The 15,089-nt window shown below is 39.5% G+C and carries 15 protein-coding genes; 2 read left to right on the forward strand and 13 right to left on the reverse strand.

Going from position 1 to position 15,089, the window contains the following annotated elements:
* Positions 1-8: 8 nt before the first annotated feature.
* The 11 genes from CHB68_RS11990 to pdxA all read right to left on the reverse strand — a co-directional run bounded on the left by CHB68_RS11990 (position 9) and on the right by pdxA (position 10,656).
* Complete coding sequence (locus tag CHB68_RS11990; protein WP_089261110.1) at positions 9-1,337, reverse strand: GntP family permease; 1,329 nt, start codon at positions 1,335-1,337, stop codon at positions 9-11.
* Positions 1,338-1,340: 3 nt separating this feature from the next.
* Positions 1,341-3,062, reverse strand: a complete 1,722-nt coding sequence (locus CHB68_RS11995; RefSeq protein ID WP_089261111.1) for an IlvD/Edd family dehydratase — start codon at positions 3,060-3,062, stop codon at positions 1,341-1,343.
* A gap of 63 nt (positions 3,063-3,125) precedes the next feature.
* Positions 3,126-3,596 carry a hypothetical protein gene (locus tag CHB68_RS12000; protein WP_089261112.1) on the reverse strand — a complete coding sequence of 157 codons (471 nt, stop codon included), beginning with the start codon at positions 3,594-3,596 and terminating at the stop codon, positions 3,126-3,128.
* Entirely contained in the window at positions 3,583-4,194 is a 612-nt protein-coding gene (locus CHB68_RS12005; protein ID WP_089261113.1) for a hypothetical protein, read from the reverse strand. The genes CHB68_RS12000 and CHB68_RS12005 overlap by 14 nt, the downstream gene beginning before the upstream one ends.
* 159 nt (positions 4,195-4,353) lie before the next feature.
* Positions 4,354-5,469, reverse strand: a complete 1,116-nt coding sequence (locus CHB68_RS12010) for an NAD(P)/FAD-dependent oxidoreductase (RefSeq protein ID WP_089261114.1) — start codon at positions 5,467-5,469, stop codon at positions 4,354-4,356.
* 82 nt (positions 5,470-5,551) lie between these two features.
* Entirely contained in the window at positions 5,552-6,904 is a 1,353-nt protein-coding gene (gene accC / locus CHB68_RS12015) for an acetyl-CoA carboxylase biotin carboxylase subunit (protein ID WP_089261115.1), read from the reverse strand.
* 86 nt (positions 6,905-6,990) lie between these two features.
* Positions 6,991-7,488, reverse strand: coding sequence for an acetyl-CoA carboxylase biotin carboxyl carrier protein (accB, locus tag CHB68_RS12020; protein ID WP_089261116.1), 498 nt, complete (start codon positions 7,486-7,488; stop codon positions 6,991-6,993).
* Positions 7,489-7,518: 30 nt separating this feature from the next.
* Positions 7,519-8,514 (reverse strand): beta-ketoacyl-ACP synthase III, encoded by a 996-nt coding sequence (locus CHB68_RS12025; protein WP_089261117.1) that lies wholly within the window; start codon positions 8,512-8,514, stop codon positions 7,519-7,521.
* Between the two features lie 235 nt (positions 8,515-8,749).
* A complete protein-coding gene (rpmF, locus tag CHB68_RS12030) occupies positions 8,750-8,947 on the reverse strand; it encodes a 50S ribosomal protein L32 (RefSeq protein ID WP_089261118.1) in 198 nt (65 codons plus the stop codon).
* Positions 8,948-8,954: 7 nt separating this feature from the next.
* Positions 8,955-9,485: a YceD family protein gene (locus CHB68_RS12035; protein WP_089261119.1), complete on the reverse strand. Its 531-nt coding sequence runs from the start codon at positions 9,483-9,485 to the stop codon at positions 8,955-8,957.
* A 118-nt stretch (positions 9,486-9,603) separates the two neighbouring features.
* Positions 9,604-10,656 carry a 4-hydroxythreonine-4-phosphate dehydrogenase PdxA gene (gene pdxA / locus CHB68_RS12040; protein ID WP_089261120.1) on the reverse strand — a complete coding sequence of 351 codons (1,053 nt, stop codon included), beginning with the start codon at positions 10,654-10,656 and terminating at the stop codon, positions 9,604-9,606.
* A gap of 60 nt (positions 10,657-10,716) precedes the next feature.
* Here pdxA and CHB68_RS12045 point away from each other — a divergent pair, with 60 nt between their 5' ends.
* Positions 10,717-11,301: a riboflavin synthase gene (locus CHB68_RS12045; protein WP_089261121.1), complete on the forward strand. Its 585-nt coding sequence runs from the start codon at positions 10,717-10,719 to the stop codon at positions 11,299-11,301.
* Here the strand turns inward: CHB68_RS12045 and CHB68_RS12050 are convergent, their stop codons facing one another.
* Positions 11,302-12,387 carry an acyltransferase family protein gene (locus CHB68_RS12050; RefSeq protein WP_089261122.1) on the reverse strand — a complete coding sequence of 362 codons (1,086 nt, stop codon included), beginning with the start codon at positions 12,385-12,387 and terminating at the stop codon, positions 11,302-11,304.
* Positions 12,388-12,397: 10 nt separating this feature from the next.
* A complete protein-coding gene (locus CHB68_RS12055; protein ID WP_089261123.1) occupies positions 12,398-14,209 on the reverse strand; it encodes a sodium:solute symporter family protein in 1,812 nt (603 codons plus the stop codon).
* A gap of 75 nt (positions 14,210-14,284) precedes the next feature.
* Between CHB68_RS12055 and CHB68_RS12060 the strand changes: the two genes are divergently transcribed.
* Positions 14,285-15,040: a sulfite exporter TauE/SafE family protein gene (locus CHB68_RS12060; protein ID WP_245838925.1), complete on the forward strand. Its 756-nt coding sequence runs from the start codon at positions 14,285-14,287 to the stop codon at positions 15,038-15,040.
* The last annotated feature ends 49 nt before the right edge of the window (positions 15,041-15,089 follow it).

Genomic DNA, 15,089 nt, shown 5'->3' on the forward strand with positions numbered 1-15,089 from the left:
AACTAAGATTATGCAAAAATTGTATAGAAAATAAATACGGCAATCGCTCCTGTAAGTCCAAGTAGACCACTACCTAAACTAAATAGCCTATACCCGGTGTTTACATTCATGCCGCTCATTTGGGTCACTACCCAAAAAAAACTATCATTGGCGTGGGACACGACCGCCGATCCCGCACCAATTACAATAACCACTAGGGCCTTTTGTATTTCAGAATCAAAACCAAGCGAACCCATCATAGGCATAATAATGGATGCTGTTGTGACCAAAGCAACCGTTGAGGAACCCTGGGCGGTTTTTATGGCCGCTGCCAAAACAAATGGCAGAAAAATACCCATATTATAATCTGTCAAGGTCTGTCCCAAAATATCCGCTATGCCGGAATTCTGTAAAATTTTACCAAAAATTCCTCCCGCACCCGTAATAAGAATAATAGATGCAGCATCTTTGATGGCCTTACCTACCCAACCCGAAGAAGACAACATATCCTGATTTAATTTTTTAGGCAATAGCAGGCATAACAGGATTCCGATCAATAGGGAAATTACCGGTTCTCCCACAAAATTTATTAGTTCAACAAAACCGTTGTTTAATCCAGTTTTTACAGGATTTAGAACAGACTTCAATACAATTAGTACAATGGGGACCAAAATAGGAATAGAGGCCTTAAATGCGCTTGGGGTGTCCTTTGATGCCGCTATGGTTTCCTCTGCGATTTCTAATCCTGGTTCTATATAGGTTTTGGAGGCATACTTCCTGGCAAAAATAATTCCTACGACCAATGCAATTATACTTGTTGGAAAACCAAAGGCAATTACCAATCCTAAATCTGCTTCCAAAATACCAGCTGCCGCAATAGGACCTGGAGTTGGGGGCACCATAGTGTGAGAGGCCATAAGACCTAAGCCCAAGGCAATTGCCGGACCGGCAATTGAAATTTTTGCTTTTTTGGAAAGGCTTTTGTTCAATGGATGTAACAACATAAAACCACTATCAGCAAATACCGGTATAGAAACGATATACCCAATTATGCCCATGGCGGTTGGCACTCTTTTACTACCAATAACCTTTAGTACTTTTTCTGCAATGGCATATGCTCCACCCGTATTTTCCAAAAATGCACCTATAATAACGCCAAGGACTATGATCAAGCCTATTTTACCTAACGTTCCGCCAAATCCGTCATTTATGGAAACTATGATATCTGCATACGGCATACCGGCAAAAACCCCGTATAATATAGAAATGACGAACAAGGCCAAAAAAGCATGAATCTTTAATTTGGTCGTTAGTATAATAATGGCAACGACAGCAATAATGAGATAAAATATTTCCATAGTCTAGTGTAAATCACGTTCTACTTTAGACCCAGAACCACCCACAAGAAAATCTAAATCTGCTCCCTTATCCGCTTGTTCCACGTGGTCTATATACATTTTAACGTATCCTCTTTTTGCCAAAGGTTCCGGAGCCACCCATTCCTTTTTACGTTTGATCAGCTCTTCCAATTCTACATCTAGATGTAAGGTACGGTTGGCAACGTTAAGTTCTATCATATCGCCATTTTTAACCAATGCCAAGGTACCCCCTATGGTAGATTCCGGTGAAACATGTAAAATGACCGTGCCTGCAGCCGTTCCGCTCATTCTGCCATCTGATATACGAACAAGATCCGTTATTCCCTTTGCCAATAATTTTTTGGGAAGGTCCACATTACCTACTTCAGGCATTCCTGGGTATCCTTTTGGTCCAACTCCTTTTAGAACAATAACACTGTTCTCATCTATTTCTAGATTAGGGTCGTCTATACGTTCATGGTAATCTTCCATGCTTTCAAAAACTACCGCTTCTCCACGATGGTGCATCAACCTTGGCGTAGCCGCAGATGGTTTTATAACGGCCCCGTTTTCACAAAGATTTCCTTTTAATACAGCTATACCGGCCTTTTCTTGAAAAGGTTTGTCCAAGGTGGCAATTACATCTCTCTCATAACAAGTTACATCATCGTAATTATCAGAAATTTTCTTTCCGTTCACCGTAATGGCCCTTTGATGTAATAAGGGACGTAATTCTTTCATAACAACCGGCAATCCTCCCGCGTAGAAAAAATCTTCCATTAAATATGTTCCCGAAGGTTTTAAGTTCACCAACAAAGGGACCTTACTGCCCACTTGATCAAAATCTTCTAAGTTTAATTGTACCCCAATTCTACCCGCTATGGCTATAAGATGAATGATAAGGTTGGTAGAACCCCCTACCGCTGCATTGGTAATAATAGCATTTTCAAATGCCTCTCTTGTCAATATTTTAGAAAGTGTGAGGTCTTCCTTAACCATTTCCACAATTCTTCTTCCGGATAATTGTGCGTGTAGCTTTTTTCTGGAATCTACAGCGGGTATGGATGAAAACCCTGGCAAGGTCAGTCCAAGGGCTTCACACATTGTAGCCATGGTAGAGGCAGTGCCCATTGTATTGCAATGCCCAATACTTCTGGCAACACAAACCTCGGCTTCGCGTATATCCTTGGTGGTATAACCCCCAATTTCCTGGCGTTCCTTTATCATCCAGTTCATGGAACCGGAACCTATTTTTTCCCCTCTAAACCTACCGCTCAACATTGGCCCTCCTGGAACCACAATGGTAGGCAGGTCAACGCTACAGGCACCCATGATTGTAGAAGGAGTTGTTTTGTCACATCCCGTCAATAACACGATACCGTCCAAAGGATTGGCACGTATGGACTCTTCCGTATCCATACTTGCCAAATTGCGAAATAACATGGTGGTGGGTTTCATTATGGTTTCGCCCAAAGACATCACCGGAAATTCCAAAGGAAAGCCCCCTGCTTCTAACACCCCCCTTTTTACAACTTCAGCAAAATCACGTAGATGACCATTGCACGGTGTCAATTCTGACCAGGTATTACAAATACCTATTACGGGTTTTCCTTCAAAATAATCATCTGGGTAGCCTTGGTTTCTTAACCAAGATCTATGCACAAAACCCATTTTATCATTACCACCAAACCACTCGCTACTACGTAATTTCTGCTTCTTATCCATATTATCATTTAGGCAATGAAACGAATGCCGGGATTAAGATAGCGAAATAATTTATACGAAAAATTAGTGAATTGTTAGTATCGTAATGGTTTTACCGTTAAAACTGAAGTGTTCCCCAACAGATTTCCTAAAAAGTAATTGTCCAATAGGTGTTCCGGCAGAGATACAATAGACCAACGATGTACCTTGCTTATATACTCCGGCAGAAATTCCTATATAATACAGGGCCGCATCGGTAACCACCAAATTACCTAGACCAATATTTGTAATCCCCGAGTCTCTTGGAATTTTAGAAAGTACCTGTTTTGTTTTTTCCAATTCTGCCAAGCGTTGGCCCAATTTTTCGCGTTCCAATTGAATCATGGCCCTACCCGTTTCATGTTTATCTCCCGCACTACTCTTGGTCTCTGTAGTTAAAGCCGTTTCTAATTCTGTTATCTGCAAATGAATTTTATCAAATTTATCAGCCACAAATTGACCACAAAATTGATATGCATTGTCTTTTAGTTCCTGGAAATCGTTAGTTTTCTTCAACGTGGTATAAATCTGCCAATTTATAAATCAGATAATTGACCATTTGGTGGTCCTGCTCACCTGAACGCATCATTTTAAGAATTGCCCTTTCGTTCTCCGCCTTAAAATACTTCAAATCTCCAGAGCGATCTTCACTAAAGATATTCCAAGATTTTAATCCGCTCAACATGGCTTTATGGGCATTATATTTCTTGGTGATTTCCTGTGCCCTTTTTTTATCATGGCCATTGGCCAAATCTTCTGACTGTATTAATTTGTATTCGGCAGTAATAATTGCATCAGCTTTTTCCGCCTCTGTTATAATCTTAAAATAGGCTTTTGAAACTAGTTCTTGATATCTATTATCAAAATCAAGGGCAGCTCTATTATCTTCTGCCAAAGAAATAGTTTCCTCCGCGCTAGTATAAAAATCAGTAGCACCATTGCTAGCGTTGGTCATCAATGATTCTTTCCATGCCTGTGATTTTATCAATTCTTTCCAGACTTTGGCATATTCTCTTTGATAGTGTGTCTTGGACGCTCCACAGCCCCAAAGACCACTACTTAAAATGGCAGCCAACAATACACCAAGATTAAACCTTACAAGTAATTTTTTCATATAGTTTCCAGTGCTTTCCACAATACATAGCCTATTGTTCCATATAAACTATCATAATCCGCTTGGATAAGCTGTGGAGCGCTACAATTTAGATATAATTTATAGAGTACAACGCTCTTTTGGACAAGATCAAAAAAAACGGGATGAACGGATAAACGCCTATTTAAACAAGTCTGCCAATTGATGCCCAATACTTGTTCCAATGGCGATTCCCATACCTCCCAAACGTACCCCACAGGCTACATTATCGGTCATTTTTTTAACAATTGGTTTCTTTTGCGCACCAACGCCCATAATACCGCTCCATTTCATATCAATTTCAACAGAAGTATTGGGCAATATGACCGTTTTCAATAAGTGAATTAATTTACGTTCAACCAAATTAGTCATTCCAAAATTGGTAGTTTCCTCAGCTTTAAAATCTAAATTTCTACCTCCGCCCAAAAGAATTCTATTATCAATATTTCTAAAATAGTAAAACCCTTCGTCTAAATGAAAAGTACCTTTTATTGTTAGTCCGGGTATAGGTTTTGTTAGTACTATTTGGGCACGGGCAGGTTGCACCTCTTCTTGTATCAATTGTTTTGCGAATCCGTTGGTAGCTATAATAAGTTTTTTAGTGTTGAATTCTATATCACTTGTACGTACCAACACGTTAGTGCCTAGATCCTCAAAAGAACGCACAGTAACCGAATTGATTATCGTTATATTCTTTTTTAATACCAAATGCACCAAGGATTTCATCATGCCCCCCGTATCTATTTGCCCTTCATGCGCATGAGTGATATAATGGTCGTTTACTCCCCCAAAATTAAAAAGATTGGAAGTAATTTTGAATGCATTATCTTGAAATACAGGATTTAACAACTCATTGACCCGTTTTATCTGCTCCTTACAAGTTTGGAACAAGTCATCCCTATCTTCCAAGAAAAGTTCATGACCGCCATTATTCTTGAATCCTAATGCGGTATCTCCCAAAAGGCTGCGTAATAGTTGTATTCCTTGCCATCTATTGAACACCAATTCCTGCACCTCTTGTTCTGTATGGTTTTTTAAATCCGATAGAATTTCCGAAATACTGCCAAAGCAGGCAAAACCAGCATTTTTTGTACTGGCACCTTGTGGCAGACTTCCTTTCTCCAAAACCAGAATCCGAGCTTTGGGATAGCGATTTTTTAAGGCCAAGGCACAATTTAACCCTACAATACCACTTCCTATAATAGTAAAATCTATATTTGAAAACCAAGATTTACGCTCCCAGTAACTAAGGTTCATATTCTCTGTATTTTATTGATGCAACCAAAGATCAGTAAAATAAACCATAAAAAAACTCCAACATTGCTGTTGGAGTTTTTTGTTAATCTTCTTTTGGCGGATTCATTTTCCAGTCGTTCATAAATGCCGTTGTATAATTCCCGGCCAAATAATCCGGGTGATCCATCAACTGCCTATGAAAAGGAATAGTGGTCTTAATACCCTCAATTACAAATTCATCCAAGGCACGTTTCATTTTATTGATCGCTTCTTCCCTTGTCTGGGCCGTTGTAATTAGTTTTGCGATCATAGAATCATAGTTTGGCGGAATGCTATACCCACTATAGACATGGGTATCCATACGCACCCCATGACCTCCCGGTGTATGCAATGTGGTAATCTTACCTGGCGATGGCCTAAAGTTATTATATGGATCTTCCGCATTGATTCTACATTCAATGGAATGTAATTTTGGAAGATAGTTTTTTCCGGAAATTGGCACTCCTGCCGCAACCAAAATTTGCTCACGAATTAAATCATAATCTATGACCTGTTCTGTAATAGGGTGCTCTACTTGAATACGTGTGTTCATCTCCATAAAATAAAACTTACGGTGTTTGTCCACCAAAAATTCTATAGTACCTGCACCTTCGTATTTAATATATTCAGCAGCTCTAACCGCAGCTTCGCCCATTGCTTCCCGTAGCTTATCGGTCATGAAGGGTGATGGAGTTTCTTCCGTTAATTTCTGATGACGACGTTGTATGGAACAATCCCTTTCAGATAAATGACATGCCTTACCGAATTGGTCACCTACGATTTGAATTTCAATATGTCTTGGCTCCTCAATAAGCTTTTCCATATACATACCCCCGTTACCAAAGGCCGCTGTAGCCTCCGTTACGGCACTATTGAACAGCTCTTCCATTTTGTCCTCTGACAAGACGGCACGCATTCCTTTACCACCACCACCGGCAGTAGCTTTTATCATTACCGGGTAACCCATTTTCTTGGCTACCTTCTTTGCGTGTGCAACATCCTTTAATAGTCCGTCCGATCCGGGAACACATGGTACACCGGCTTGTTTCATGGTTTCCTTGGCCGTAGCCTTGTCTCCCATTTTATCGATTTGATCACCGGAAGCACCAATAAATTTTATATCATGCTCGGCACAAATACGGGAAAATTTTGAGTTTTCAGAAAGAAAACCATATCCAGGGTGTATGGCATCTGCATTGGTAATTTCCGCTGCAGCAATTATATTGGGTATTTTCAAATAAGATTCGCTACTTGCGGCAGGTCCTATACAAACAGCTTCATCTGCAAAACGCACGTGTAAGCTCTCTTCATCTGCCTTACTATACACCGCTACCGTCTTTATACCCATTTCCTTACAGGTACGTATAACACGTAATGCAATTTCTCCCCTATTTGCAATCAGTATTTTTTTAAACATCTTTTAAATTTTAAGTTCTAGGTTCCACATGATTCTTACATACCATTAAATACAATGATATCTAACAATTATTACTCAAAATTTAGTTAAGAAGGGTCTACCAAAAACAATGGCTGATCAAACTCAACTGGTGATGAATCATCAACCAAAATCTTGACAATGGTTCCCGATACCTCTGATTCGATATCGTTGAACAATTTCATAGCCTCTATAACACAAAGCACATCACCGGCCCCAATAGTATCACCTACTTCAACAAAAACTGGTTTGTCCGGAGATGGTTTCCTATAGAAGGTTCCAATAATTGGCGATTTTATTGTAATATATTTATCATCTTCTGCCTTCTTCTTATCGGCTTCCGCAGTGCTGTCTGCAACCGGTTTTGGCTGTTCTGCCTGTACAGGTGCAGCCTGCATGGCAGGCTGGGCCATAGGCATAGTATGAACGTAAGTAGGCTCTGAGCTGCCATTGCCAAGGCTACCGGTACGTATGGTGATCTTAATATCGTCCGTTTCCAATTTTACCTCGCTTGCACCAGATTTGGCCACGAACTTGATAAGGCTTTGAATTTCTTTAATATCCATAGTAAATTAAGTTATATTGGTAGTTATATGTTAGTTGTAAGCCCATTTTAAATAAATAGATCCCCAAGTGAAGCCTCCTCCAAAGGCGGCGAACACCAAGTTATCTCCTTTTTTAATCTGACTTTCGTAATCGTTTAGCAATAAAGGCAACGTAGCCGATGTAGTGTTGCCGTAATGTTGAATGTTCATCATGACCTTAGAGTCGTCCAAGCCCATTCTTTTAGCCGTTGCATCAATAATACGTTTATTGGCTTGGTGCGGTACCAACCATTTTACATCTGTTTCGGTCAAATTATTTCGCTCCATTATCTTGGCGGCAACATCTGCCATATTGGATACTGCAAACTTGAATACGGTTTTACCGTCCTGAAAAATATAATGCTTTCTGTTCTTTACACTTTCTATGGTAGCAGGCATTAGTGAACCTCCGCCTTCCATTCCCAAGAACTTTCTTCCTTTTCCGTCTGCACGCAAATACTCGTCCTGTAGGCCCAAACCTTCCATGTTGGGTTCAAAAAGTGCCGCACCGGCCCCATCCCCAAAAATAATACATGTGGTACGGTCCGTATAATCTATTATCGAGGACATTTTATCCGCACCGATCAACAATACCTTTTTATATCGCCCCGTTTCAATGTGGCCCGCAGCGGTTGACATCCCGAACAAAAAACTGGAACAAGCTGCCAATAGATCATAGGCAAATGCATTTACGGCACCTATTTCAGAGGCAACGAACGCCGCTGTTGACGATACCAAACTATCTGGAGTTGCCGTTCCTACGATTACCAAATCTATCTCTGCAGGGTCAATATTCTTTTTTCTTATTAGGTCCTCTGCCGCCTTGATCGCTAAATATGATGTGCCTTCTCCTTCTTCCTTCTTTAAAACCCGTCTCTCCTTAATACCTGTACGCGTGGTAATCCACTCGTCATTGGTATCTACCAACTCTTCGAGTTTTTGGTTTGTCATTACAAATTGGGGAACATAGCCTCCTACAGCGGTAATAGCTGCTGTTATTTTGGTCATACTTAATTTTCTTTCTTATAAAAAAACTTAAAAAACGAGACAAAAGTCATGAAAATTAATGATTTTCAACGACTTTTTGCCCAAAGTTGTCTTGTTTTTGAAAATTTACACCCTTAATTGAAATTGGCCTTAAAACCTTAAACATTTGAAATACAAAGCACAAAAGAACAAATAAAGGATAAAAAAAGCTCCCTACTTCATACGAAATGGGAGCTTTATATTTTTATAAAAGGTCTTAAGCCTCTGCTTCTTCAGTTTTATCTACCAAAACCTGACCTCTATAGTGAAGTTTACCTTCATGCCAGTGAGCTCTATGATACAAGTGCATTTCTCCTGTTGTGGAATCTTGCGCCAATGTTGGGGCTACCGCCTTATAATGTGTTCTTCTCTTGTCTCTCCTTGTTTTGGAAATTTTTCTTTTAGGATGTGCCATTTAAACCTTATTTATCCGTTAATAGTTTTTTTAATTCATCCCACCGGGGATCGTTCTCTTCTTTATCTGTTCTTTTCTCTTTTGGCCGAAGCTCATTTAACCTGTCTAAAACCTCTGACTGTAACGTGCCATCTTCTATACCAGGATGAATTCTTTTCTGCGGAACTGCCAATACAAGCATTTCATACACATACTGCGCAATGTTCAATTGGTGTTCCCCATGGGGAAGTATCAAAATTTCATCATCCTCATCATTGAACTCCTCCCCAAATTTTACAACCAGATGTAACTCTCCATCTATAGGTTGCTCATAAGGCTCACTAGTAATATCACAATTTACATTTACCGTTCCAGATGCCTCTAAATCAAGCTCTAACATTGTACTAGATTTATAAAGTACAACGTCTAAATTGACATCTGCAGCATTGAACTCATCGTATCCAAAAGAATCAAAGAACGTATTATCAATCTGGTAATTAAAGTGGTGTTTTCCCTGCTTCAATCCTGAGAAAGGAATATTAAACTCCTTTTGCTTCATCACGTACACACTTAATTTAACAATATTGGCCCATAAAAGGCGGGTGCAAAGATACTATTATTTTAATAAAAGGCAATAGTTATCAACTATTTATCTTTATAACTTTTTAACCTTAAAATTACCGCTCTCTCTTTAATCGTTGTTTCTTTAAAACATCCTTGGTAAGCTCTTGATATTCCGTCCTGTTCTTGAAAATCTTTAACGCCATAAATACCGCCTCTTTGAAGGAACTGGCATCTGCCACTCCTTTACCGGCAATTTCATAAGCGGTACCATGATCCGGAGACGTCCTAACCTTATTTAGTCCTGCCGTAAAATTAACCCCCTGTCCAAAAGATATGGTCTTAAAAGGTATTAATCCTTGATCATGGTAAGCAGCTAATATAGCATCAAATTTTTTATATCCGTCAGAACCAAAAAAGCTATCTGCAGAATAAGGCCCGTAAACCAGATGCCCCATATTGGCCATTTCCTTAATTACCGGTTTCAACACCTCATCATCTTCCTTGCCAATTACCCCATTATCCCCACTATGCGGATTTATGCCCAGCAATGCAATTTTAGGTTTGCGAATACCAAAATCTACCATGAGCGATTTTTCAATGGTGTTCACCTTATCCCTGATCAATCTTGGTATAATCGCGGAGGAGACATCCTTGACCGCTACGTGGTCTGTAAGTAGCCCAATTTTTAAAGTATCGGTAACCATAAACATTAAACTTTCCCCTTCAAGCTCCTGAGCCAAATAATCTGTATGACCGGGAAATTTGAAATCATCTGATTGTATATTGTTCTTATTGATGGGGGCAGTGACCAGCACATCTATTTCACCTTTTTTAAGCGCATCTACGGCAGCGAACAACGATTTTAAGGCATATTTTCCCCCGTCTTCGGTGGCTTGTCCAAAATTAATTCTCGGTACTTCTTTCCATACATTTACAATATTCAACTTATTATCAATTGCCTTGGATGCGGAGGGTACCCCATTAAATACAATGTTAAGCCCCAACACCTTCATCTGATGGGAAACGGTTTTGTTCGATGCAAATATAACCGGGGTGCAGAAGTCTAACATTCTATTATCCTCAAAGGTTTTCAAAGCCACTTCACAGCCTATTCCATTTAAGTCTCCTATTGAAATCCCTAACTTGATTTTACTATTTTCCTCCATGATAATCTGTACCTTTGTACTGAATTTTGAATATCCAAAATTACTTAAATTAAACGACACATGTTTACTGGTATTATTGAAACATTAGGTAAGGTTACCGCTCTTGATCCCAAAGGCGGCAATTTAGATATCACCATAGAATCTACCCTTGCCCAAGACTTAAAAATTGACCAAAGTGTTGCTCATAACGGCGTATGCCTTACGGTGGTAAGCCTAACGGATACTACCTATACGGTTACCGCAATTGCGGAGACCCTTAAAAAAACAAATTTAGAATTCCTTAAGGTAAACGACCTCGTTAACCTGGAACGCGCTATGATCCTGGGGTCAAGATTAGATGGCCATATTGTTCAAGGCCATGTGGACCAAACCGGTAAATGTACCGGTGTTAAGGAAGAAAACGGTAGTTGGATTTTTTCCTTTAGCTATGATGCCGCAACCGGCAACCCTACCATAGAAAAAGGATCCATCACTATAGACGGAACAAGTTTAACGGTCGTTAATTCAGGAACAAATACTTTTGATGTTGCTATAATACCGTATACCTATGAACATACCCGATTCAATACCTATAAAGAAGGAACTATCGTTAATTTGGAGTTTGACGTAATAGGAAAATATGTGGCAAAATTGATGCTCAAGTAATTACACCTTGATGAAAATTTTTCTTTGATATAGAATATACCCTATTAAACTATAGAATAGGACCACACTTAACCCATATAATAACGAGGAGGTTTTTAGGGCAAGGAAATCATGGACAAATATATTCTGGAACAACCAACCATGCAATGAGGTCTCCCCTATTTTTATTTGGCCCATTACCTTACTGATAAAGCTAGAAAGAAAATAAATTACGATGGCATTGGCACCTGCATATCTAAAAATAGACCCAAATTCTAATTTTTTTACATCGGTCAAATAGTAAATAAGAGCAAGAATAAGGTTAGCCCAACCTGCGGTGACCAATACAAAGCTACTGGTCCATAAAGCCTTGTTTATTGGAAATACAATATCCCACAAATGACCTAATATCAAAAAACTGCCCCCTAGACCCATTAATATTGTAGCCTTCTTTTCTTGATCGGAGGTAAGGATCAATCCCGTAAATACTCCCAATAATGCACTGGCCATTGCAGGTATGGTACTTAGCAAACCTTCCGGGTCATAATCCGCCTTATAGTTATGGGAACCAAATACTTTTACATCTATCCAATTTGCCAAATTATTGGGTGCTCTATCTAAAGTTGAAGCAACACCTTCTACGGGAACAAAGGTCATTAATAACCAATACCCGATCAGCAATATTCCGGTAACCCAAATTAACTTTTTCCAATTTAGGTTAATGAACAAAATCGCGGTAAAGAAGAATACCACACCTATACGCTGCAACACGCCGGGAAACCTAATGTCACTGAAATTTTTAAAAAATGGATAGTGAATTAAAAATGCTCCCAAGAAAAGCCCCAACGCTACTAACTTAAAGGCCCTTATCGCAATTTTTCTGTAAGCTTTGGCATCAACGGTTCTGTTTTTATAAGAAAAGGCAATAGATGTTCCTACAATGAAGAGAAAGAAAGGAAATACCAAATCGGTAGGGGTATACCCATGCCAATCTGCATGAAGGAGGGGGGCATATACATTTGACCATGTGCCCGGGGTATTTACCAATACCATGAGCAAAATGGTTGCGCCCCTAAATATATCTACCGATAAAATTCTATTGCGCATTATATCTCCATTATAGAATGTTTCCTTTTAGTTTGTTCCATGCCTTGACCAATAACAGACCGGCAACAATTGATATTACGGTCAATACCATTGCCTGTGTTGTTCTACCGTAAATCCAATACCCCGTAGCAAACATTATGGCATAAATAAGGACTACTCCCAGAAGCATGGCAGAGATGCCTGCTGGCACACTCCATTTTTCCTTTGTTCTTACGATTTCTACAGATGCATCATTGGCTTCGGTTACCACTTTGGCCCAACCTGGTCCGCCCGGCTGAATCTTTTTATAAAATCCACGTAATGTTTCATTGGATTCCGGTTGTGTCATAAAGGTTGCTATTAACCAAATAATAGTGGTCACTACTACAATAAAGATATATTCTGACCAATCTGGCAACACCCCGGTGTCCGCAGCAAATAGAAAAGCCCCTACCGGTGTAAGTTTCAATATAATGGAAATTATACCTGATGCAAACATCGCTGTAATTTCACTCCAAGCGTTTATTCGCCACCAAAACCATCTAAGGATGAAAATTAATCCAGTTCCCGCACCAAAAGCCAACAATACATCAAATAATTGAAGTGCATTTTGCAACAACAAAGCCAATACCGCACTAAATATCATTAAGACCACAGTAGAAATTCTACCTACGGCTACCAACCTTTTTTCCGAAGCGTTGGGATTGATCTGTTGTTTATAAAAATCATATACAATGTATGAAGAGCCCCAGTTCAACTGGGTACTAATGGTACTCATGTACGCTGCCACCAAAGAAGCCAAAACTACTCCCAATAATCCGCTTGGTAGTTTTGTCAACATAGCCGAATAGGCTAAATCATGACCTAATTTATCTGCAGTTACATTTGGGAAAGCTTCCTGTATACTCGCCAAATCCGGATACACGACTATGGAGGCCAATGCAACTAAAATCCAAGGCCATGGCCTTAACGCATAATGCATAATATTAAAAAAGAATGTTGCCCCAATAGCATGGTTCTCATCTTTTGCAGCTAACATACGCTGGGCTATGTAACCCCCGCCACCTGGTTCTGCCCCAGGATACCAGGAACTCCACCACTGCACCGCCAATGGGATTATAAATAAGGTAATCAATGCTTTTTTGTTACTAAAATCGGGGAGTATGTTCAATTTCTCGGTAACATTTTCATTTGCCATTAAAGCTTCTATACCGCCTACTTCCGGAATATTAACCAAATAATAAGCAGCTCCTATTGCTCCTGCCATAGCCACAAAGAACAATAGAAAATCCGTGTATACCACTCCTTTAAACCCCCCAAGGGCACTAAAAGTTACCGTAATCAACCCTGCACTTACGACCGTCTGCCACGGCTCAAGCCCTAACATAATACTCCCGATCTTAATTGCTGCCAAGGTAACTGCAGACATGGTAATGACATTAAAGATAACCCCAAGGTATACCGCCCTGAATTTTCTTAAGAAACTTGCAGGTTTACCACCATATCGCATTTCATAAAATTCTAAATCGGTATTTACATTGGACTTACGCCAAAGTTTGGCATATACGAATACGGTTAACATTCCTGTAATCAAAAAACACCACCATACCCAATTACCAGAAACACCATTGGTACGGACGATATCCGTTACCAAATTGGGCGTATCCGTAGAAAATGTCGTTGCTACCATGGATAGCCCCAATAACCACCATGGCATTGTACGTCCAGAAAGAAAAAATTCAGAGGAATTTTTGCCTGATTTTTTAGATACATAAACGCCTATGCCCAAGACAAGTGAGAAAAAAACTATGATAAAGGCATAGTCCAAGGTACTGAGTTCCATAAAATGGTTTTTGGTTGATTGTTAAAGATATGTTTTTTTAGGATATTTTTGTCGCTAATACGCTAAACGTACTACGTGCTACTATCAATGACTTCTGAAATTACCCCAACCGCATGGATCCTTGCTTATGGGGCTACATTTATCATAGGATTATCCAAAGCTGGCATAAAGGGAATTGCAGTATTGAACGTAACTTTTATGGCTTTGGCATTTGGAGCCAAGGAATCTACCGGTATGGTAGTTCCGCTATTGATATTGGCAGATATTTTCGCAGTCATTTATTATAATAGATATACCCAATGGAACTATGTTTTTAAAGTGCTTCCTTGGATGGTACTGGGCCTTTTGATCGGTGTGTTCATCGGCAAGGACCTTCCCGAGAAATTCTTTAAGATAGGCATGTCCATTATTATTATCATTACCGTTTTCATGATGTATTGGTGGGACCGTAAAAAAACAAAATCCGTACCTACACACTGGGCATTTGCCAGCTCTATAGGTACCGTTGCTGGTATAACCACCATGGTTGGCAATCTGGCCGGGGCATTCTCCAACATTTATTTTTTGGCCATGCGCTTACCCAAAAACCATTTTATAGGTACAGCAGCCTGGTTGTTCCTTATTATTAACATTATGAAATTACCCTTTCATTTTTTCGTGTGGGAAACAATTTCGTTCCAATCCCTTTCCTTGAACCTCATGCTCTTGCCCGGTATACTTTTTGGGTTTTTTGCGGGAGTGCGATTTATTAAGGTTATTAAAGAAGCATTCTTTAGAAAAATGATCTTGGTCCTGACCGCTGTTGGGGCTATTTTAATAATGTTGAGCTAAACTTTCCTTTTTTATTACAAACAAAATTGAATAACGTCTGTTTATTTGA

Source organism: Maribacter sedimenticola, from assembly GCF_900188415.1.
Classification (GTDB): Bacteria; Bacteroidota; Bacteroidia; order Flavobacteriales; family Flavobacteriaceae; genus Maribacter; species Maribacter sedimenticola.